This is a genomic window from Myxococcus guangdongensis (assembly GCF_024198255.1).
GTDB classification, from domain to species: domain Bacteria; phylum Myxococcota; class Myxococcia; order Myxococcales; family Myxococcaceae; genus Myxococcus; species Myxococcus guangdongensis.
The window spans coordinates 525,741-547,355 of sequence record NZ_JAJVKW010000001.1 but is presented as its reverse complement, the minus strand read 5'-3'; the positions used below and the strand labels follow the sequence as shown (position 1 = coordinate 547,355).

Annotated in this window: 13 protein-coding genes; 10 read left to right on the top strand and 3 right to left on the bottom strand. The window is 66.1% G+C overall.

Annotation, left to right across the window (positions count from 1 at the left end; translation table 11 throughout):
* Window positions 1-142: 142 nt before the first annotated feature.
* The 3 genes from LXT21_RS02225 (at window position 143) to LXT21_RS02215 (ending at window position 2,419) form a co-directional block, all read left to right on the top strand.
* The gene (locus tag LXT21_RS02225) at window positions 143-400 is read left to right on the top strand and encodes a hypothetical protein (protein WP_046715176.1); all 258 of its coding nucleotides are present in this window, start codon (window positions 143-145) and stop codon (window positions 398-400) included.
* Window positions 401-551: 151 nt separating this feature from the next.
* Window positions 552-1,445 (top strand): hypothetical protein, encoded by an 894-nt coding sequence (locus LXT21_RS02220; protein ID WP_254036417.1) that lies wholly within the window; start codon window positions 552-554, stop codon window positions 1,443-1,445.
* A gap of 206 nt (window positions 1,446-1,651) precedes the next feature.
* Window positions 1,652-2,419: a MerR family transcriptional regulator gene (locus LXT21_RS02215; protein ID WP_254036416.1), complete on the top strand. Its 768-nt coding sequence runs from the start codon at window positions 1,652-1,654 to the stop codon at window positions 2,417-2,419.
* 6 nt (window positions 2,420-2,425) lie between these two features.
* Here the strand turns inward: LXT21_RS02215 and LXT21_RS02210 are convergent, their stop codons facing one another.
* The 3 genes from LXT21_RS02210 to LXT21_RS02200 all read right to left on the bottom strand — a co-directional run bounded on the left by LXT21_RS02210 (window position 2,426) and on the right by LXT21_RS02200 (window position 8,963).
* On the bottom strand, window positions 2,426-5,227 hold the full coding sequence (locus LXT21_RS02210) for a YfhO family protein (RefSeq protein ID WP_254036415.1): 2,802 nt from the start codon (window positions 5,225-5,227) through the stop codon (window positions 2,426-2,428).
* On the bottom strand, window positions 5,224-6,672 hold the full coding sequence (locus LXT21_RS02205) for a hypothetical protein (RefSeq protein WP_254036414.1): 1,449 nt from the start codon (window positions 6,670-6,672) through the stop codon (window positions 5,224-5,226). Before LXT21_RS02205 ends, LXT21_RS02210 begins: the two co-directional genes overlap by 4 nt.
* 200 nt (window positions 6,673-6,872) lie before the next feature.
* Entirely contained in the window at window positions 6,873-8,963 is a 2,091-nt protein-coding gene (locus LXT21_RS02200) for a spermidine synthase (protein WP_254036413.1), read from the bottom strand.
* 1,020 nt (window positions 8,964-9,983) lie between these two features.
* On the opposite strand from LXT21_RS02200, the gene LXT21_RS02195 reads away from it, so the two are divergent.
* The 7 genes from LXT21_RS02195 (at window position 9,984) to truA (ending at window position 21,609) form a co-directional block, all read left to right on the top strand.
* Complete coding sequence (locus LXT21_RS02195; RefSeq protein ID WP_223783993.1) at window positions 9,984-10,643, top strand: TolB family protein; 660 nt, start codon at window positions 9,984-9,986, stop codon at window positions 10,641-10,643.
* 176 nt (window positions 10,644-10,819) lie between these two features.
* Window positions 10,820-16,306, top strand: coding sequence for an RHS repeat-associated core domain-containing protein (locus tag LXT21_RS02190; protein ID WP_254036412.1), 5,487 nt, complete (start codon window positions 10,820-10,822; stop codon window positions 16,304-16,306).
* Entirely contained in the window at window positions 16,290-16,679 is a 390-nt protein-coding gene (locus LXT21_RS02185; protein ID WP_254036411.1) for a hypothetical protein, read from the top strand. The genes LXT21_RS02190 and LXT21_RS02185 overlap by 17 nt, the downstream gene beginning before the upstream one ends.
* Before the next feature lie 501 nt (window positions 16,680-17,180).
* The gene (locus tag LXT21_RS02180; RefSeq protein WP_254036410.1) at window positions 17,181-18,506 is read left to right on the top strand and encodes an amidohydrolase family protein; all 1,326 of its coding nucleotides are present in this window, start codon (window positions 17,181-17,183) and stop codon (window positions 18,504-18,506) included.
* A gap of 14 nt (window positions 18,507-18,520) precedes the next feature.
* Window positions 18,521-19,495, top strand: coding sequence for a class I SAM-dependent rRNA methyltransferase (locus tag LXT21_RS02175; RefSeq protein ID WP_254036409.1), 975 nt, complete (start codon window positions 18,521-18,523; stop codon window positions 19,493-19,495).
* Window positions 19,496-19,532: 37 nt separating this feature from the next.
* Window positions 19,533-20,810, top strand: a complete 1,278-nt coding sequence (locus LXT21_RS02170; protein WP_254036408.1) for a serine/threonine protein kinase — start codon at window positions 19,533-19,535, stop codon at window positions 20,808-20,810.
* Between the two features lies 1 nt (window position 20,811).
* Window positions 20,812-21,609 carry a tRNA pseudouridine(38-40) synthase TruA gene (truA, locus tag LXT21_RS02165; RefSeq protein WP_254036407.1) on the top strand — a complete coding sequence of 266 codons (798 nt, stop codon included), beginning with the start codon at window positions 20,812-20,814 and terminating at the stop codon, window positions 21,607-21,609.
* Window positions 21,610-21,615: the final 6 nt, after the last annotated feature.

Here is a 21,615-nt window from a genome sequence, read left to right as displayed (position 1 = left end):
AGTGAGCTATTCGCCCGGAATCACAGGAGATTGCCCCCATCCTCCCGATGACGGATGGAGGTGCAGGTGGGATCTCCTTTAGTGTGCGTTTCAACCCCGAGTAACAGGGTGTCTTTCCCGTCGGAATCCCCAGGAGACTTCCATGAAGGCGATCTCGAAGAAGAACCAGCTCCGCAAGGCTCGTGGTCAGGGCATGACCGAGTACATCATCATCGTTGCCCTCATCGCGATCGCCGCCATCGGCGTTGTGACGCTGTTCGGTGACAACATCCGCAAGCTGTTCGGCGCCTCCGCGGCCGCCCTCGCCGGCAACTCCGACGTGGACAACGACGGTCAGTCGTCCAACGTCGCGCTGAACAAGAAGACGATGAAGGACTTCGGCAAGAACAACGCCTACTGAGTCCCTCGGGTCTCGTGAGGAGTCGCCTCGCGGCGCTTCCTCCGAATCATGTGGCGGGTGTCCTCCTCACGGAGGGCCCCGCCATGTTTCTTTGTGCGCTCGGGCTCGGCGGCAGTGCGAGGGGCCCGGCGTGACGTCCAGGATGTCCTCCTTGAGCGAGCCCATCTCGGTTGAGTCCGCCACGCTGCGACGTCGGGTGGTGTTGTACCGGACGCTGTCGTTGGTGCTGACGGTGTTCCTGGTGGCGGTGCTGTTCGCGGTGAAGCGCGCGATGACGGTGCCCGAGGACCCGGAGGTCGAGGTCTTCGACGTGCCCGCCGTCTTCGAGTCGCTGGCCAAAAAGAACCCCGACGCGGCGGACATCTCGGACACGTTCTTCTTCGCCGACGGCGCGACGGTGCACCTGCACGTCATGGGGCGGGGACAGGCGTGCCCGCTGCACATCCACCGTCGGACGCACGAGGCCACGGTCATTGTCGCGGGTGCGGCGGAGGTGCAGCAGATCTGGGGGCAGGACGGGGCGCTGACGGGGCGACGTGGGACGCATCCTCCGGGGGACCTGATTGCCTCCAAGCCGTTCACCGGGCACGCGTGGTTCAACCGCGCGGAGGACCAGATGCTGGGCAACCTGGTGTTCGCCGCGCCGCGCTTCGATGGGAACCTCTACATCGACGCGGACGACGCGCGGATGCAGCGGGGGCCGGAGCCCTTCACGTTCACGCCGTTGCAGGCGCTTGCGAAGCTGGCCGAGGCGGGTGGGGAGGCGGTGGTCGTGAAGCTGCCCGCGTTGGAGGGGAGGATGTCCAGCGTGGTGCTCGCGCGAGGGGCGCATTCGCTGGAGGCGACGCGCGCCGAGCCGGTCATCGTCTACGTGGCGGAGGGCTCGGGTGTCCTCGCCGCGGACGAGGAGAAGCCCGTGAAGGTGGGCCAGTTGTGGGTGCTGCGTCGGGGCGCGACGGTGCGCGCGACGGAGGGCTCGCCGTTGATGTTCTACGTCTTCCGTCCGCCCATGGACGCTCCCGCGAGCGTGGCGCGCGGCGACTGAAGCAGAGGGCTGCGAGTCCTCGCGGCAGAGGGCTCACCGCTGGAGACTGACCTCTTCCTCCTGCACATGGCCTCTTCCGCGAATAGCGCGAGGCCCTGCGAGCGGGCTCAAGGGCTTGCGGGGAAGCAGCCGTGTGCTTCATGCACGCCCGGGGTTGACCCTCACGCGACGTGAGGCCTTAGTCATCTCATCCGAGGTGGAGAGAGATGGCCCTTACAGTCAGCCAGGTAGCCCGTCTGGCGAAGGTCAGCGTCCGGGCGTTGCATCACTATGACGACCTGGGCCTGTTGAGTCCCTCGGGACGCAGCGAGGCGGGTTACCGGCTGTACACGCAGGCGGACCTGCAGCGGTTGCAGCAGGTGCTCTTCTTCCGGGAGCTCGGATTCCCGCTGGAGGAGATCCGCCGCATCCTGGGCGACCCTCACTTCGACCTCCGCGCGGCCTTGCTCATGCAGCGGCAGTTGCTGTCCGAGCGAGCCTCGCGACTGGACGCCCTCCGGCGCACGGTGGACCAGGCGCTGGAGGCACTCGAGCAGGGGAAGCACATGGACAACGAGAAGATGTTCGAGGCGTTTGGGGACTTCGATCCGTCGAAGTACGAGGCGGAGGTGAAGGAGCGCTGGGGCGACACCGAGGCCTACCGGGAATCGTCTCGACGGACCTCGCGCTACAAGAAGGAGGACTGGAGCGCCATCAAGGCGGAGCAGGACGGCCTGCTCGGGACGTTCGCGGCGCAGCTCGAAGCGGGGCGACTGGCGACGGACCCCGAGGTGCTGGCGCTCGCGGAGGCGTATCGCCAGTTCATCTCGAAGTGGTTCTATCCGTGCTCACCTGTGATGCAGCGTGGGCTCGGGGAGATGTACGTGGGGGACTCGCGCTTCACGGAGAACCTGGACCGCGTGAAGCCGGGGCTCGCGCGGTACCTGCGGGATGCTTTCGTGGCGAACGCGGAGCGGCACGGCGTGACGTCGTGAGGCGCGTCACGCGCGGCGTCTGCCCCTGAGCCACACGAAGCCGAGCCCCACCCAGCCGAGCAGTGACAGGGCGAGCCCCAGCCGGAAGCTCGTGGGCACGTAGTCGAAGTGGACGCGGTGGGCTCCGGGAGTCAGGCGCACGGCGCGCAGGGCGTGGTTGGCGCGGTGGATGGGGGTGTCCTTCCCGTCCACCGTCGCGCGCCACCCGGGGTAGTAGCTGTCCGAGACGACGAGGTAGCTGTCGTCACACGCGCTGACGTCGAGCTCCAGATGCTGGGCGGTGCTCTTCTCGATTCGCACGGAGCCTCCCGCGCACTCGGGCTGGTCCAGGGGCTCGCCGGTGGCGAGGAACGCAATCTCACGGAAGGGGTGGTCCTCGTCGAGGACGGCCTCCAGGGCTTCTTCGTCGGAGACGACGCGGGCGCGCTGGACCAGGAACGCGCGAGGCAGCGCGGTGCGTGAGCGGGACAGCGTGGTGCCGTCCTCGGCCTGGTGGAGCAGTTCGAGGTCTTCGAACGGGGGAGGCCCCTTGCGGATGTAGTGCGTGACGCCCGCGAGGTCGTAGACGCCGCGCTCTCCGGCGAGGTGGAAGATGTCCGAGCGCAGCGGCTCGGGGGCGCCGTAGCCTTCGAGGGCGGGGAGGCGTTCCTCGACGAATCGGTTGGGGATGAGGCGGTCGAGGCTGCGCTCGATGGTGTTGGTGATGCCGACGCGAGTCGGGTCCTCGGGCCCTTCGATGTCCGCGCTGATGCGGCCCTGGAAGGGTTCGGGCAGGAAGGCGCGGAGGGAGAAGGGTTGCTTCAAGGCCTCCCAGGGCGTGTACCGGGGGACCCCGAGCAACGAGTGCGCGGCCGCGAGCTCCAGCACGGCGAGCGCCGCGAGTCCGTGTCGCACGCGGCGCGGGCGGGCGAAGGACCACGGCAGCAGGAGCACGGTGACCACCGCGAGCCCGAGCGCGAAGGGCACCCAGGGGGCGCCTGCCTCAGCGGAGGCTCGCATGGGGAGCATGCGGACCCCGGGGCCGCTCGCGGCGATGGCGGCGCCCATGAGGACGAAAGCGACGGCGGCCTTCACTCGCGAGGGAGGAAGCTTCCGGGCGAGCCGGCCCAGGGCATCCAGTCCGAAGGCCGCGAGCACGGAGAGACAGAAGGCGGTGCCGACGAAGTACTTCGCGGGATAGCGGAACAGGGAGAACGGCGGCACGGACTGGAGGACCCAGGCCGCGGGAGGGAAGTGCCGACCCAGGCTCAGCAGCACCAATGCAAGAGCGCCGATGACGAAGGGCCGAGCGCGCCGCGGGCCGTGGAGCCCACCGACGATGGCGAGCGTGCAGGGAAGGGTACCCAGGAACAGGTTGAGGATGAACCACTGGTCCTTGCCCCAGTACCTGTCGCGAGGCCAGTCCGCGAGCGGCCACACCGACGAGAGGACCTGCGGCCACGACACGGACCACGCGAGCTGCTCCGACCAGCCCCCCTGCGCACGCAGCGAGTTGAGCGCGAACTCGGCCGTGGGCAGCAGGACGACGGACGCGAGCACGGCGGACAGGATGAAGCCACCCGCGATGGCCGCCACGGCGAGGACTCGGGAGCGGAGTCCACTCCGCGAGGTCCGTGATGAGCGCGGCGAGGCGGTGGTGACGTGGAGGGCCTGCTCCGGCTCGGAGGTGGGACTGGATTCGACGTGGGGTGCACTCTTGAGCGCGGATTCAACCTGAGAGGCGGAGCCCGCGAGCGGGCCCAGCGCGGCGGGGCGTCCGACAGAGACATCCTCTTCGGATGCTGACGCGACCTGTGATGAGTGGCTCGCGAGGGAACGCTGCGCGTCGGGATGTCCGACCGAGACATCACCTTCGGATGCGATCTGCGATGAGGGGCTCGCGAGCGTGCGCTGTGCGGCGGGGTGCTCGGTGACGTGAGCCGCACCCTCGGTCGCGGATGCGTCTGTGGGGCGATGCCCCGTGAGAGTGGGTCTGGCGGCGGATTCTTCCTCGGCCTGGGCCGAGGCTTCGCGGGGCACCACGCCATGAGGCGCTGGCACTGAGGCTGCGGGGGGCGCGATATGTCCCGCGGTTGTGCGAGGTGCCACGCTGCCTGCGTATCGCGACGAGCCGAGGCTCGCTGCGTGATCCGCCGAATCTGCTGTGCCTGTGCCAACCGCTCCAGGTGTCCTCGTCGCGCCGACGAAACCAGCCACGAGCACCGCGATGATTCCCTGCCACAGCGTCGTCTCGGGCGAGCCGGCGAACAGGGACAGGGTGGAGAAGATGGCGAGGCGGGTCAGCGGCCCTCGTCCGGGCTGGAGCGCGAGGTCATACGCCGCCAGGAGGATGAACCCACTCCAGGCCGCGGCATCCACGACGTTCTGCTGGATGCCCAGGTCCGTCATCATCGGCGACAGACCGAACATCGCCCCCGCGACGAGCGACGCGGGCCACGAGGCGCGCAGTCTCCTCGCGAGCAGGAACACGCCTACCGCCGCGAGCGCCGCGTGCGCGATGTGCATCACCGTCATGGAGACGATGTGCCCGGAGACGAGCACGGCCACCCATCGCGGCGGATAGAACACCTGCGAGTAGAGCGTCGCGGCGAACGGCTGCCCCAGCCGCATGTACGGCGTCCACAGGGGTAGCTCCCCTGTGCGCAGGGACTCGAGCAGGAACGCGGAGTCGGGGAAGAAGATGCGGAACACGTCGCGGCCCGCGAGCAGCTCGCCGCGCAGCACGGGACTGTAGTCGAACGCGAGCATTGCCACGAGCCCGACGAGGGCGAGCACCGCCTTGCGCCCCCCGATTCTCCGCGTCGTCATGGGTGGCCCGTCGCGGTGGGACGCTCACGAATCCACAGGACGTAGTTGCCGTCCCGCGCCTCCTCTCGCCAACCCCCGAGCACGCGGAGGTTGTCGAGCAAGATGTTCCCCGGGTTCTCGATGTCCCAGAGGAGGTAGTCCGGGTCATAGCGCGCCAGGGCGTCCTCCCAGCCAGGCTCGCCCCAGACGAGCTTGTCGTAGTCCTCGTGGATGGACATGGGGAACGGGTCGTTCCGGCTGTCGATGAACACCTTGTAGTCGGCGCCCGCGAAGAACGAGATGGGCCCGCCGATGACGAAGGGGTTGAGCACCTTGCCCGGAGGGTGCTTGCGCAGCGCCTCGAACACGGGAATCGGGATGACGGAGCGCTTCACGCCTTGATTGAAGGGAAGCGGGTTCTGGGCGTGAATCATGACGAGCCCGAGCAGTGCCAGCGTGGGCCAGAGTCCGCCACCTGCTTTGGCGCTCCACCCGGCTGTCCACGCATCGACCCGACTCCAGAAACGCTTCCAGGCACCGACCACCGTCTCTGGGGTCTCGCCCGCGACGCGGGTCAGCGCCGAATGCTCCAGCAGGGCGAGCGCGAGCAGCACGGCCGCGAAGGGGGCATGTCGCTGGACCTTGATGGCGGCGAGCCCGAGCACGAAGGCCGGCAGCAGGATGGCCACCTTGCGGACGCGGGACTGGCCCACGGCGAAGCAGGCCGCACCGCCGAGGGCGAGATAGGCCCAGCTCGACGCGAGGTCGAGGTTGAGGGGGCGCCACTCGACGATGGTCTGCGTGGAGGCCAGGAGCGAGTGGTGGATGGGGTACAGGTAGATGTTGATGCCATCGGGCCCCAGTCCCGAGGCGAGGAACGCGGCCACGCTGAATCCGACGGCCTTCAGTGAGCGACGGAGCGACTCCGGGGTGCGCTCGTCGAGGTACTGGCCCACGGCGGTGGAACCGAGGAGCGCGGGCCCGAGCAACCAGCTGCCGTGGACGTTGGCCCAGAGGGCGCCGAGGAAGGGGAAGACCCAGAGGATGCGGTCATTGCCCGCGCGCCACGACTGGATGGCGAGCACGGCGAGGGTGAAGAGGAGGTGGCCCAGGTGGTACGGCCGCTCCTGGGGCCAGGTGGGGCCGTAGACCACGAGCAGGGCGGCGAGCGTGGCCACGGCCAGCAGGCCACGTCGACCCGAGGCCGCGCGCTCGAGGACCTTCCACAGGAGCATGAGGTTGAGCGCGACGAGCCCCGCGACGAGCAGCGCGGGCCCCGCGGCGCCGAGCAGGCGGATGAGGCCGACGCAGAGCACGCCGAAGCCCCACTCGTGAGGCACCCAGCCGGCGGTCCCCGTGACACTGAAGGGGTCCACGCGGGTGAAGCCGTTCTTGAGGACGAACTGACCCCCGGCGAGGTGAAAGAAGAGGTCGAAGTTCTTGAGCGGCGACATCCCGAGCCGCACGGTAAGCACCAGTGCCGCCAGAGCCGCCGGTCCTGGGAGGAGGAGGGACCGCGTTCTCATGTGGGCCGCAGCCTACAGTGCTCCCAGGCCTCCTGCGAAGGCTCGCTCGATGGAGCAGATCGAGCAAGCTCGATAGCTGCCTGTTGCAGCAGGCAGCTCCTCCCCAGGGCTATCCAGGTTGGCCGGGCGGCCCTTCAGTTTCATTGGGCGAGTGCATGCAGGAGATTGACGTAGTTGTCTGTCCAGGCTCGTCGACCCAGGAGGTCAGGAGACGACTCCATCGCCTGGAATGGAAGCTCCTGCTCGAGGATGCTCGTGACCGTGCTGTCAGGGCTCATTGCGAACCAGAGACTCGGTGAGCGGCCCGTCGCGAGTTCGTCGGCGGTCAGCGTCTCGTTCTGACTGACGAGTCCCTGGACGCCCAGTTCAGTGCTCAGGCGGGTGAGGACTGGGATGAGGTTGAACAGTCGGCTCGAAACGTGAAAGAGCAGAATCCCCTCTGGCTTCAACTTCCGGAGATAGAGGTCCAGCGCTTCACGGGTCAGCAGGTGTGTTGGAACGAAGTCGCTGGAGAACGCATCAAGGACGATGATGTCGTAGCGAGCATCCTCGGCTTCCTCGATGCGCAAACGCGCATCGCCAGTAATCACGCGGATCTGTGCTTGGCTCGTATTGAGCAGGCTGAAGTGCTGGCGGGCGAGTCGTTCGACTTCTGGGTCGAGTTCATAAAAGTCCCAGGATTCACCGCGCCGGCCGTATGCGGCGAGACTCCCGATGCCAAGCCCCACAACGGCAACCTGGCCTCGCCCAATGCGCTCCGTGGCGAGCACGCGACCCACTGGCGAACCGCGGTGATAGTACGAGAGCGGTTCTCCGCGTTCATCCGGGTGGAGGTTCTCGACTCCATGAACGGTGCTGCCGTGCTGAAACAGTCTCAGTGTCCCCGTGTCCTTGACGGTGTAGTGACCATAGAAGGTCCGGGACCCCTCGATTCGCCCGCGAGCAAGCATCCACCCGGAGAGCGTGAGGATTGCGATGATGAAAAGAGCTGCTCCGCCCGAAACGTAGGGCGCGAGTCTGGGTCGAGGCACCCCTTGGGCCTGACGCATCACATCGCGAGCCGCCAGTCCGGCCAGGAGAAGAAGTCCGGCCAGCCCGTGATCCAGATAAGGAAGCGCCAGGGAGCCGAGGGTCAGGGGGACGATCAGTGCAAGTAATAGAGTCCCGGCCAATCCTCCGAGAGAAACGTGGAGGTAGAAGGAGCCCAGAAGGCGAGGGTCGCTTGGGCGGCTCCACACGAGGTTTCCATGCATCAGCAAGCAGCCCACCCACAGCACGGTGCTGTGGAGGACCAGCGACGGTATGGATGTTTGTGCCCGAGCCAGTGCGAAGATGGCTGCGATGACGGCGATGGCAAGACTTCCTACAGCCAGCCGGTTCAGCCCCGCTTCGGTGGGCGGTCGCTTGGAAAAGCAAATGACGAGAGTGAGCAGGTAGAGTGAGAGGGGGAGAATCCACAGCAGCGGGATGGATGCGTCCAGGGTGAGGACGTTCGTGACTGCAAGTAGCAGAGCGTTGGCGCTCGCTGAAAGCAGCATCCAGGTGACTCGTGATGAGCGCGGAGCCTGAAGGCGGGGCTCTGTGTTGAGGGAGGTCTCCGCTGTTCTGTCGGTGGGGGCTCCAGTTCGAACCTGCAGGATACAAAGCCACGCCAGGAGAACAAAGCACCCATACCCGACATACCAGACCAGGAGTTGCACTTCGAGGTCGAGTGCTGGTTCCACCAGGAATGGAAAGGATAGAAGGGCCAGAAGTGCCCCTGCGTTGGATGTTCCGTAAAGAAAGAACGGATCAGCTCTTGACGGGTGCTCTGTTCTTGTAAACCACCCCTGTGCGACGACGCTTGTCGTTGACAAAGCGAGGAACGGCCATCCCATGGATATCGTCAGCGTCAGGAGAATGGCTGCGACAGGTGGCAGGTCGAAATGATGCAGTCGGAAAGGAAAGACGACCACCGCGAGCAGCACGAAGATCAGATGCGCCCAACGATAGCTTCCCTGCTGAACCGCCAGAGTCACCCTGCTCGAGTAGAAGTACCCGAGCACCAGAACGGCTTGATAGAAAACAAGACAGGTTGTCCAGATGGCCGCGCTGCTGCCGTAAGAGGGGAGGAGCCGCTTGGCTAGGATGAGCTCGACCTGGAAGAGGAGAAAGGAGCCAAGGAATACCCAGAGGTGAAAAAGAGTGCCGATGTAGGTACGGGCGAAGGATTTCTGGGGAGGAGCTTCCATTGGTTTCCCTGTAAAGTCGGATGGTTCGGTTATCCCAGCGAGGCATCGCGCTGGCAAGTCCCTTGCTGCTCCTCGTGCTCGCATTCGATTCGCGTGCTGAGCGGGCGCTTTTCTGCAGGGAGGGGTCGGTGAACCCTGCTTCTCAGTAGTAGACGCGAGGGGCTGCCCATCCAGGTGCGCCATGCGAATCGCAACCTGCAGGCCGGCCATTCGCGGGCGTCGGATGCGTCAGAGGTTTGGAGCGTGAGGGTCGAAACTTACGACTTCATGAATCGCAGAGGAGGCGATGTCCTCTCGCGGTGTGGGTTCTGTTCACCTGATGCATGCGTATCGTGGTGGCAAGTATGCGCGACGTGGGAATGCAGGGATTAGTTGACTTGCGTGTGAAGGGAGCGATATGTGAACTATTGGACAAAGATTCGTGAGGTCTTGCCTTGGAGACGCTGTGACGAACCGAATTACTCTGTTGATTGGAGTCATGGCGGTGCTGGCCGGGGCGTGTAAGGAGCCATCACCAGAGATGGTGACGCAAGAGGCTCCTATCGAGGAAGTTTTTGGAGAGCATCGCCAGAAGGCGGCCTCCGCGCGCGCCACGGGTCTGGGGGAGGATTGCTCTAGCTCAGGCGAAGCCGGGTGTGTGTCTGGCGTGTGTCTTCATGTCAAGGCGGCGCCAAGTACGGGGTACGTCTGCTCTAAGGGCTGTCGAGCGGAAGCTGAATGTCCGGCGGGATGGAAATGCGGAACGGTCCATCCGCAAGCTGCGACAGGCGTTTGTATTCCTCCCTCGGATTGGATGCCTGTCCTGACCGAAGTGAGAGGGGCGGATAAATGATACTGGGCGCCCTGCTGGCAGTGCTGGTTTCAACGTCTCCCCCTGCGAAAGTGGAGGCGAGGTTCGTGACGTTTGGGAGGTCAGGAGAGTGGGTGGCATTGGAAGTGCATTCGCGGAAGCCCGAGCGGATTGTCCTTCCGCCGCCCTATAGAGCGAGGACGCTGACTCTCTCGACAGATGGGCGGTACGTGGTCTTCACCGCGTATGATGAGACGGCGCGGAACGATTTGATGTATCGCTGGGAGTGGCGCTCGGATACGGCGCCGGTACGAATCGGAAGGGAATTGGGCTTTCACGCTGATCCGGCACTCAGTCCGGATGGCAAGTGGGTCTACTACGCGCACCATCCGCAAATGGGAGGGCCACCGGGGCAGCACCAGCCGCAAGCCAATGCCCAGCTATATCGCGTGAGGATGGACGGGACGGAGGTGCAGGCGATGACGGATGAGGTGGGGTGCCATCTCAGTCCGACGTTTCGGCCAGATGGAGAACTCCTCTACGTGCATACGCTGTGCAGCGTGACGAAGAAGAGTTTGCATTTGATGAAGAACGGAGTGGTGCAGCCGGAAGTCCTCGCGGCGGAAGATTTGAATGAGCCGGCGTTCTCCCCTGATGGGAAACGACTGGTCTTCGTGGCGAGGGATGGGCCGCATGCAGTCCTCAAGGAGTGGACGTCGTTGAAGCGTCCCGCCCGGGTGTTGCACCGCCTGCTGTTGGCGGAGGATTTTCGTGCACGCGCGCAATATGGCGTCGATGGGCGAGAGATATTCTTTCAGGATGAGCAGGCGGTGATGGTGCTGGCGGGTGGGCGTGTGACACGACTCTTTGCGGTGGGGGAAGTGCCTTGAGACAGATTATCCAAGGTGTGTGCGTGGTGGCAGTGGTGATGCCGGCGCTGGCGTTGGCGCAGTTCTGCCCGCAGGACGTCATTCCGCGATGCCAGGATTCGCAAGGCAATCCTAGCGGAGGTGGGGGAGGAGGAGGAGGAGGCGGCGGAGGCGGAGGTGGGAATGGGCCGCCGCCGATGCCGAAGATTGAGGCGCCCGGTTTCCATGGGGACCCGGTGAATGTGTCGGACGGGTACTCGTACCTGCGGGAGCAGGACTTCGAGCTGAAGCTGAGCCAGGGGAGCCTGCCGTTCATCCGGATGTACGTGTCGCCGGCGCGCTCGTATGCGTACTCACGTTTCTCGGAGGGTTTCCTGCCGAGCACAAGCAACAACTACCTCGCGCGGCCGTTTGGAGAGCACCGGAATGGGGGAAGCCTCAACTGGTGGCACAACTTCTACAGCGCCGTCTACAAGTGGTCCGCGTCGGGAGCAGAGGCGGAAATCCGGGACGTGGACGGGTTTCGGAATACGTACCAGTTGAGCAGCAAGGCGGCGGTGTCTGGGCGGTGGTACGTCAACGATAACAACAAGAATGCGGCGGACCGGTTGTGGCAGGACGTGGCGACGGTAGGGACGTGGCCGCAGAAGTTCGTCTATTACCGGGAGGAGAGCGGGAGGTACGAGCATGAGGCGGTGTACGTGCACCCGGACGGGACGGGGGCGCGGCACTACTTCCTCACGCGCATCTTCGACACGGAGTACGCTCCGACGGGAGCGACGGAGATTCCGCGCGCGGTGGTGACGTACGCGGTGCCGGTGACGTCGGGAGGGACGACGCCGGACACGCTGTGCCCGGTGGGAGGCGCGGGGTCGACGCCCGGGGTGCCGTACATCAACACGGTGACGACGCGAGACGGGACGGTGCTGCGCTTCTACTACCAGCGGTTGGTGAATACGCGAGGGCGTACGGAGTGCGTGCTGGACCACATCAACGTGGAGTCGCAGGAGGACGGTGGTGCGACGGAGAAGACGCTGGTGCAGTACCAGTACAAGCCTGCGTCGAATTTCCTGGTGAAGGTGGACTACCCGCAGACGGGGCGGAGCATCGAGTACACGTACCCCGTTTCAGGGAATGCGACGACGACGTTCGAGCGCAAGGAGGGCGGAGCGCTGACGAGTCGACACAGCTACTACTACAACGGGACGGTGGCGACGCGGGACGAGGGGGAGGGGCACGACTTCACCATCAACGACGTGACGAGCAGCAACCCCGGGGTGGCGGATGCGTGCACGCTGGTGCACGGAGGGACGCGTCCGACGCGAGAATTCGTGGACTCGAAGGCGGGGTTGGGGACGGGGGCGAATGGGGCGACGACGATGACGTCGCGCTTCGTGTCGGCGCCGGCGCACTACCAGCACCAGACGTGGCGGCTGAACTCGATGGAGGAGCGATGCGACGGGACGTCCTGCCCCGGCTTCGTGGGTGGGATTCAGAAGTGGGAGTACGAGTGCCCGCTGGCTCCCGGGGACACGTCGACTATTCCGGCGATGCCGAAGGCACACAAGGACCGGCGCAATGCGTGGGAGTTGTACACGCACGCGGCGGTGCCGGACGCGGGAGTGGTTGAGGGGGACGCGGGAGTGCCGATTCAGCACATGAAGTCGCTGACGAGGCTGGTGGAGGGGGCGCAGGACTCGAGTGGGACGGGGGCGTTGGCGCAGACGGATTTGAAGTACACGCTGGGTAGCACGGGGCGCGCGGCGCCGGCGTACGAGAGGCTTTTGGAGAGGCTGGAGGTACCGAGCGTGCTGGCGCCGGGTGGTGGGGTGGCGCAGACGCAATTCGTCTACGACACGGCGACGAACCGGCTGAAGGCGGAGTTCCGGACGGGGTGGACGCAGGTGTGGAACAACACCGCGGGGGCGTGGCAGGTGGTGAAGAAGCGGGTGGGCCTCTTCCATTACGGGGCGCCGCAGTGCGGAGGGGTGGGGACGGTGGATGCGCAGGGGCGGGAGTTGGAGACGCACGGCCCATGCTTCGTGGATGAGACGGCGGACGTGGCGACGATTACGGGTTGCCCGGTGGGGACGGTATTCCCCGTCGTGAAGTACGAGTACTGGGCGACGACGGAGACGGGGCACAAGCGCAACCAGTTGAAGAAGAAGTCGGTGCTGCCGGGTGGGTGCGGAGGGGCGACGTCATTGGAGACGCAGTACCTGGACTACGACGTTTACGGCAATGCGACGCGAGTGCAGGACTTCAACGGGGTGGTGGTGGAGCGTCAGTACAACCAGAGTCAGTTGACGCGGCAGAGTGTGGTTGCGGGGAGCGTGACGACGACGACGCAGGTGAGCTACGACAACGGGAGGCTGAAGGCGATTCAGCACCCGCAGGGCAACTACGACGTCTTCTGCTACCGGACGGGGACGACGACGGGGATGGGGTGCGTGGGAGGGACGCCGACATACCTGCTGCAGTGGAGGGCGAAGGGGGCGGACGCGAATGGGGCGAGTTGGACGGAGAAGGTGGAGTACGCGTACTGGCCGGACGAGACGGTGAAGACGGAGACGTACCTCTCGTGGACGGGCAGCGCGGCGGAGACGCGGCGGGTGGTGACATTCGCGGCGGACGCCCGCCGAAACCCCACCTACCAGGGGTTGGGCAACCTGCCGTCGCCGGTTGCTGCCACGCGTCTGTTTGACGCGAATGGAAACCTGACGGGGGTGGGCTTTGCCTCGAATGCGGCGCCCGCGGTGTGCGGAGGGCCGGACAGCGCGGGGCAGCCCGTGTCGACTCTCTGCGCTTCGCTGGGGTACGACAGGTTGGACAGGTTGGCGAAGCTGGACGAATTCCCTTCCACGGGGGTGAGTCAGCGCACGTGCTTCTCGTACGACGTGCAAAGCAACGTGACGGCGGTGCGGCAGGGGTGCGCGGTGGGCACGGGGAATGAGTGCGGGAGTTGCACAGCGGAAAGCCCCGCCAGCGAGTATGCCCATGACGACTTCGGCAACCTGGTATGGGCGAAGCTGCCGCACACTCAGGACGGAGTGGGAGGGGCAGGGACGACGCGGTACGCATACAACGCGCTGGGGCTGCTGGTGGAGAAGGCGTCCCCAGAGATGCAAGCGCACGGGGAGAGGGTGTCGCAGGAGTACGACGCGGTGGGCCGGCTGCTGAGGCGCAAGCGCCACTTCATCTCCTCGTCCAGTACGCCGGCGGTGCAAAACCTCTTCGTCCTCTCATACGACGTGACGGACACGGGGGATGCGACGAGCACGCCGCCGGTGGATTGCCCGCAGCCTGCGAATACGCGGGGGCGGCTGCGCTACCAGCACGACTCCTTCGGGCGCACTTGGTACCAGTACGACGCGCACGGCCGACTGGCTGGCGAGGTGAGACTGCGCGAGGGGCAGACGGGGTGCGCCTCGGCGGGCCTGAATGACAAGCCGCACACCTTCTACACGTACACGGCCAACGGGAATGTGGACGTCGTCACCTACCCGCATGGCCGGGTGGTGAAGTACGTGTACGGGACGGGGGCGGCGGCGGACAGGGTGCAGGCGGTGGACGTGAGGCTGTGGGGCAGCTCGGGCTTTACGGACACGCGACTCATTCAAGGCGTCGTCTGGGAGCCCTATGGGCAGCTGAGGGGCTACCAGGTGAATCACCCGACGACGAGCAACAGCAGCGCGGTGGAGTACATGCTGGGAGGCAATGCCGGGGAGGTGCCCACGGCGTGCCCCGCGTCTGCGCCGAGTGTGTCGGGTGGGGATTTGACGGGAAGGCTGAGGGCGCTGCGGGTGTCGACGGGGACGCTGACGCCAGGGGCGGGGAGTGGCGACATCTACAAGCGGACGTACACGTGGAGTGGGGACCAGGTGTCGCAGGTGGACACGTGCGTGCTGGGTGCGACGACGCCACGAGTCGAAACCTACGGGTACGACAGGAGCCTGAGGCTGGTGACGGCGGGGAGGCCGACGGGGAATGTGGCGGCGACGGGAGGTGCGTACACGAGTCGGAGCTACGGGTACGACAGTCGAGGCAACCGCACCAGCATGTCCGCGGATGGGACGGCATATGCGTACACAATGGCGTCGGCGCCAGCGGTGGACAGGCTGGCGGAGTGGGGGAAGACGGCGTCAGGGAGTCTGCTGAGGTATGCGCTGGCGCATGACGCGGACGGGCGGGTGACGTCGCAGCGGTGGGCGCCTGGGGTGAGTGGGACGCAGGTGTATGTGCAAGGGTTCGAGTATGGCGTCGACGAGGGCGCGCAGACTGGCGTCGCGACGGACACCGTCTTCCGGGCCGTCAATCGCAATGGACTCATCTACAACTACTTCTACGACGCGCAGGGGCGGAGGCGACTGAAGGCGTACCCCGGAGGGACGAAGGACGAGTACTTCAACAGCTACGGGCACAAGCTGCTGACGGACCGGGGGAGTGACGGCTTCGCGACGGCGGTGGGGCACTACACGACGGACGACTATGTATGGCTGGGAGGCAAGTCGGTGGCCGTCATCCGCGCGAAATTCAGCAGCGCGTGGGCGCGCCAGGCGGACGGGGTGGGCAGCTGCACGCGCAACGAGGAGGCGGTTGCGTGTGGGGTGTACTTCCCGGTGGTGGACCACCTCGACAAGCCGGTGGTGATGCTGGACGCCTCGAGGCGAGTGGCGGGGGCCGCGGACTATGACCCGTTTGGGCACGTCAACCGGGTGTCGCAAGTGGCGGAGACGGCGCACCCGTACACGAGCGGAAGCAGCGTGAGTCTGGGGACGCTGACGCAGCCGGTGAGTGCGGGAGTGGAGGTGGTGAGGATGCGTGCGCTGTACCACCTGGTGGATACGCAGAGTGGTGCGGCCAGCGTCAGCCTGGTGGATGTGGACACGACGGCGAGCCTGCATTCCACCTCGGAGGTGAGGAAGGGGAATGTCGTGACGCCGTGGGTTCAGCCGGCGAATGGGCGGGTGGAAGTGCGTTTTGCAGCGAGCGGGGCGGCCGCGTCGGGCTACCAGGGCGTGGTGCTGGAGGGGTACGAGTATCAGCGGTACCAGTCTGGAGCGCAGCCCTTCTGGATTCCGCTGCGTTTCCCGGGCCAGTACCACGATGACGAAACGGGATTCGCTGAAAATTGGAATCGTTTCTATAATCCATCGATAGGTGGATACCTCCAGGCAGAGCCGGTTCTTCAGAACCCAGACGTCGTAGCGATGTACGCCCAGCGGGGAGAGTCACTGCCCACGTACGCCTACGCACAGAACAACTCCATCAACAAGGTGGATTTGAATGGACGAAATCCGCTCGTCATTCCTGTCGGGATTGGATTAGCCCTTGGGGAAGCCGCAGTTGCGACTGGTTTGATTGCTGGCGGCGTCTACTGCATTGGGACGCAGTGCCTGGGCGATCTCCACTGGCCCTGGGATAACCCATCAGCACCTCCGGTTCCAGATGCTCCTCCCAGCAATCCCACAGCTCCACCGAATGTGTGCGAGATGGGCAAGGGCGGTAAGGGCGGCGTAACGACGACTCCAATCCGTGAAGAGATCGGCAGACTCCCGAAGGGAACTGACCTCTGCAAATACCTCAAGGGGCGGGAGCAAGAGGCGCGGCGTGCAGGAAATTCGAGACTAGCGCTGGACTATCAAGCTGCATGGAAGGAGTACTGTCGTGGCCACCGTGGCTAAGCGTGCGCGAGAGAAGTGGTTTTCGGCCCACATAGTCTTGGTGATCGTACCGAAGGTGCGTGCCAATCGGGCGGCCGTGGATGTATGGGAAAACATCGTTCTCATTAAGGCGGTGAACGCGGCCGCAGCCAAACGAAAGGCAGCCAGTATTGGACGGCTTCATGCTCGACGAAGCAAGGCAGATGCTAGTATTGAGTTTCGCGGCGTTCGAGCCGTTGTTGACGTGCTGCCCTCGCCAACCGGCAAAGCCAAGTGGAATGAGATTCTTGAAAGTGGCGCGGAGGTCTCTTGCAATAAGCTGCAGTTCGCTTCGTCGAGAGAGTTTTCAAGATTCATGAAAATGTTGAGGGCCAAGGCTGAGTTGCTTTGGTAGGAAAGCCAGCCGCCGTCCGATACGAAGAATGAACTCGGTGGCGCAGTAGGCTCCGAGTCTTATCAGCCCCGAGAACCAAGCACTTTCGAGGGCTGATGAGCATCGTCAGTTGTGCCCTGTCTGTTGGATGCACCGTCGCCGGTTTGTCCTCCGTAGGGAGGCAAGCCGGCGTGATGCGCTACGAATTGAACGAGTGACAGTGGAGGGCCTTGGCCCCTCTGCTGCCGCATCAGGTCAAGGGTGGTGCATGGAAGTGTACCGCACCGGCTCATTCTCAACGAGACCGGTGAAACTCCAACTTCGACCTACTGCGTTGTTGAGTGCTGCTCACTATCTGGAACCACTGTCCGCACGAAATGCGGGAGAGTCACGGAAATGCGCTACTCCCATCCAGGGCCTGCCTCGACTATTGGGCGATGGCAAGTCCTCGTTATGGGCCCGGGATTCCCGGATTTACTCCACTCCCGCCCTCCTGACCCCGTGCTATGACAGATGCCGGACATGGAAGGTCGCCTGCTGCTGAAGAACTGCGCTGTGTTCCGAGCGGACGGTCGGGTCCGCCGTGGCATGGCCGTGGTGGTCGAAGGTGGCGTCATCCGTCGCGTCGCTCCCGACGCCCACGTACCCGTGCTGCCGGGTGACTGGGAGGTCGCCTGTCGCGGGCGCCTCGTCGCTCCGGGCCTGGTCGACAGCCACTCGCACCTCGTCAACGGGCAGCTGTTGCCGCCCAATGGCCAGTTCCTCCTCCTGCCGCCTCGCGAGCGACTGGAGCGCATGCGCCGCGTGGCCCGCCTCGTTTCCACCGAGGACGTGGAGGCCCTCACGCGCTTCGCCGCCGCGCGCGCCCTGCGCGACGGCGTCACCCTCGTCGTCGAGCACCTGGCCTGCTCCGATGTCGCCGGAGGGCTCGCCGCCCAGGCCCGCGCCGCCGAGAGCGTCGGCCTGCGGCTCGTCACCAGTCACGCCACCCACAGCATGGACGGCGCCACCCAGGCCGATGCGTGGCTCGATGCCAACGCGGACTTCGCCCGCAGTCACGCGAAGCACCGCCTCGTGCGCGGCGCGCTCGGCTTCCACGCCTCGTACACCTGCGAGGACGCGCTCCTGTCGCGCATCTCCCGCCTGAGCGCGGAGCTCGACGTCCCCACCGTCTTCCACCTCGCCGAGAACGAGGACGACCTCAGCACCACCTACGCGCGACACGGTCAGCGCGTGGTGCCCCGGCTCGACTCGCTCGGACTGCTCGGCCCCCGCGCCATCGCCGGCTACGCCCGCGCCCTGGACAGCGCCGAGGCCACCCGCCTGGAGCAGACCGAGACCTTCGTCTCGCTCGCGGCCCGCGGCGTGCGCACCCTCGAGCGCGGCACGGACCCGATGGAGGCCATCCTCCTTCGCCTGCACCTGCTCGGCCTGGGCACCGGCGGCCATGGCACCCTGCAGGACGAGCTGCTCGCGGCCCTCGTCGGCGTGCTGCGCATCTCCCGCGCGGGTCACCTGCCCGACGTGGACAGCACGCTCGCGCACCTGCTCGTCAGCGGCCCCGCGGAGCTGTGCACGCGCCTGTTCGGTCTGCCCTCCGGCACCGTCGAAGAGGGCAGCCTCGCCGACCTCGTCGTCTACGACTCGATTCCGGCCGCGGACCCCGAGACGGGCTACTCGCCCTATCTCATCGGCCAGCTCGCCCGCTCTCCCGTCGCTTGGACCATCGTCGATGGCCGCGTCCGTGTGCGGGAGGGTCAGTTGCTCGGCACCGACTACGTGGACTTGTCCCTCGCCGCCACCGAGGCGCTCGAGCGCGTCTGGTCCCGCGCGCGACTGGGAAGCTGATACAGGGAGGGCCCATGCCCACCCTCGTGGACACACTGCGGACCGCGCAGGCCCGGCGGGGCCCCCTGCTCGACGACCCTCGCACCACCGCTTTCCGCGTCCTGAATGGCGAGGCGGACGGCGTTCCCGACGTCACCGTCGACCGCTTCGGCGGGATGTACGTCGTCAGCCTCTACCGCGACCTCTCCCCCTCGGAAGAAGAGTCCCTCCTCGACGCCGCCATGGCCGCGTGGGCCCCGACGAGCCTCTATCTCAAGCGTCGCCCCCGGGAGGCCCGCGTCCTCGCCAACGTGGCGAAGGAGACGCTCGCGCCGGAGAGCGCAGCGCGCGGTGAGCCCGTCGAGTCCCTCACGGCGCTCGAGAACGGCCTGTCCTTCCTCATCCGCCCCGGCCAGGGCCTCTCCGTCGGGCTGTACCTGGACATGCGCGACACCCGCGCGTGGCTCCTGAACGAGGCGCGCGGCCTCACCGTGCTCAACCTCTTCTCGTACACCTGCGCGTTCGGCGTCGTCGCCACGGCGGCCGGCGCGAAGCGGGCGCTCAACCTGGACGCGAGCCGCCGCGTGCTCGAGTGGGGCGAGGAGAACGCGCGCCTCAACGGACAGTCCGCGGACCGCTATGACTATGTGGCCGGGGATGTCTTCGACTGGCTCAAGCGCTTGACGAAGAAGGGCGAGACGTTCGACCTCGTCATCGCGGATCCACCGTCCTTCTCCAACACGAAGGAGGCCCGCTTCTCCGCGGCGCGCGACTACGCCCGACTGGCCGAGGCCGCCGCTCGCGTCGTTGCTCCCGGAGGCCGGCTGGTCGCCTGCTGCAACCACGCGGGCCTGCCCCTGAAGCGCTTCGAGACGATGGTGGCCGAGGGCATCGCCCTGGCCGGACGACAGGGGAGGGGGCTGAGTTCTTCGGGTCCTTCTTCCCTCGACTTCCCGAGCCCTCCTGGCCAGGAGCCGGCCTTGAAGGTCCACGTCGTCCAACTTCGTTAGCGCGACGTGCCCTGGCGCGGGTTAAGGTCCAGGGTCCATGTCTCCCGCCGCACCGCAGCAGCGCGAAACCGGTCGCTTCGGCAAGTACCGGCTCATCGACCGCATCGCCGTCGGAGGGATGGCGGAGATCTTCCTCGCGCACCAGGAAGGCGAGGACGGACGCGAGTCGCCCGTCGTCATCAAGCGCATCCGCCCGCACCTGTCCAAGCACGCGGCCTTCGTGAAGATGTTCCTCAACGAGGCTCGGCTCGCCGCCCAGCTCAATCACCCCAACGTGGTGCAGATCCACGACCTGGGAAAGATTGCCGAGAGCTACTTCATCGCCATGGAGTACGTGGCTGGCCGCGACATGCGCCGCGTCGTGCCCAAGGCGGAGGCGCTCGGCATCCCCTTCCCGCTGGTCTACGCGGTGAAGATTGCGTCCTGTGTCTGCGCGGGCCTGCACCACGCGCACACGAAGGCGGACCTCTACGACAACCCGCTCAACATCGTTCACCGGGACGTGTCGCCGGAGAACATCGTCGTCGCCTTCGACGGCTCGGTGAAGATCCTCGACTTCGGCATTGCGAAGGCGGCCAACCAGGTCAGCCAGACGCGCACGGGCGAAATCAAGGGCAAGCTCAGCTACATGAGCCCCGAGCAGTGTCTGGGCAAGGCGCTGGACTGCCGCAGTGACGTGTTCTCGCTCGGCGTCGTGCTCTACGAGTGGCTCACGGGCTTCAAGCTCTTCACGGGCGAGTCCGAGGTCGCCGTGATGCGCAGCATCACCGAGGGGAAGATCTACGCGCCCTCGTACTTCCGCGAGGACCTGCCCGAGCGCGTCGAAGTCATCCTGATGAAGGCGCTCGAGCGGGACAGGGACCGCCGATATCAGACGGCAGCGGAGATGCAGAAGGACCTGGACGCGTTCCTGGACGCGTACGACTTCACGCCCTCGCCGCTGCACCTGGCCAACTTCATCAAGCAGCTCTTCGAGGATGAGCTCCAGGAGGAGCAGCGTCGTCATCGCGCGCGCCAGGCCACCGCGCCCACCTCCGAGGAGGCGCTGGAGCTGTCCGAGGTCGTCGGTGCGCTGGACTCCGCTCCGCCGCCCATGGCCGAGCCGTCTCCCGCCGTCACCACGCCCCTCACGATTCCGCCCGGCATCGCCGCGCTCGCGCCCGGTGGCCCCGAGGAGCGCACCGAGCCGCGCATGCTGGCCGTGCCGCTCACCGAGGAGCAGATGGAGGCGCTGGAGGCCGTGGCCCATCGCAACAACGTGCAGCCGGGCCGTATGGTGGCGGAGCTCCTCGAGTCCTGGCTCAAGTACCGCTGACATGCCTCGGTTGAAGCTGACGCTCGAATACGAGGGCACGCGGTACGTGGGCTGGCAGGTGCAACCCAATGGCCGCGCGCTCCAGGCCGTGCTCGAGGAGTCCCTGGGACGGCTGCTCGGAGAACAGGTGTCCGTGCGCTCCGCCGGACGCACGGATTCGGGCGTGCATGCGACGGGGCAGGTCATCTGCTTCGACACCGAACGTGCGCTGCCGCTGAAGGCCTATGTGCAGGGCCTCAACAGCCTGCTGCCGGAGGATGTGGCGGTGGTGAGCGCGGTGGAGGCGCCCGAGGGTTTCGACCCGAGGCGCTGGTCCCGAGGCAAGCGTTACCGTTACCGGGTGAACAATCGCCGCACGCGCTCGCCGCTCTTGCGCACGACGCACTGGGAGGTGTTCGCGCCGCTGGATGTGGAGGCGATGCGGAGGGCATCGGCGCACCTGTTGGGCCGGCATGACTACTCCGCGTTCCGGGCGTCGGACTGCCAGGCGAAGCACGCGGTGCGCGAGGTGCGCCGGCTGTCCGTCGAGGGCGAGCCGGGAGGGGCCATCAGCTTCGTGGTGGAGGGGACCGCCTTCCTGAAGCACATGGTCCGAAACCTCGTCGGGACGCTGGTGGAGGTGGGCAAGGGGCGTCGCTCCGAGGCGTGGGTGGCCGAGGTGCTGGCCTCTCGGAACCGGAAGAACGCCGGGCCCACCGCGCCGCCCCAGGGGCTGGTGATGGAGGAGGTCTTCTACGCGGACGGCCCGCCTCCTCGCTCAGCGGGGGGCGAAGCGGACGCGGACGAGGACGAGGGCTGAAGTGGA

What these genes read in the sequence shown, in the direction of transcription:
- LXT21_RS02210 (WP_254036415.1), bottom strand. Translation starts at nt 5,227, where the DNA reads ATGACGACGCGGAGAATCGGGGGGCGCAAGGCGGTGCTCGCCCTCGTC.
- LXT21_RS02175 (WP_254036409.1), top strand. Translation starts at nt 18,521, where the DNA reads ATGCCCACCCTCGTGGACACACTGCGGACCGCGCAGGCCCGGCGGGGC.
- LXT21_RS02200 (WP_254036413.1), bottom strand. Translation starts at nt 8,963, where the DNA reads ATGGAAGCTCCTCCCCAGAAATCCTTCGCCCGTACCTACATCGGCACT.
- LXT21_RS02190 (WP_254036412.1), top strand. Translation starts at nt 10,820, where the DNA reads ATGCCGAAGATTGAGGCGCCCGGTTTCCATGGGGACCCGGTGAATGTG.
- LXT21_RS02225 (WP_046715176.1), top strand. Translation starts at nt 143, where the DNA reads ATGAAGGCGATCTCGAAGAAGAACCAGCTCCGCAAGGCTCGTGGTCAG.
- LXT21_RS02215 (WP_254036416.1), top strand. Translation starts at nt 1,652, where the DNA reads ATGGCCCTTACAGTCAGCCAGGTAGCCCGTCTGGCGAAGGTCAGCGTC.
- LXT21_RS02180 (WP_254036410.1), top strand. Translation starts at nt 17,181, where the DNA reads ATGGAAGGTCGCCTGCTGCTGAAGAACTGCGCTGTGTTCCGAGCGGAC.
- LXT21_RS02170 (WP_254036408.1), top strand. Translation starts at nt 19,533, where the DNA reads ATGTCTCCCGCCGCACCGCAGCAGCGCGAAACCGGTCGCTTCGGCAAG.
- truA (WP_254036407.1), top strand. Translation starts at nt 20,812, where the DNA reads ATGCCTCGGTTGAAGCTGACGCTCGAATACGAGGGCACGCGGTACGTG.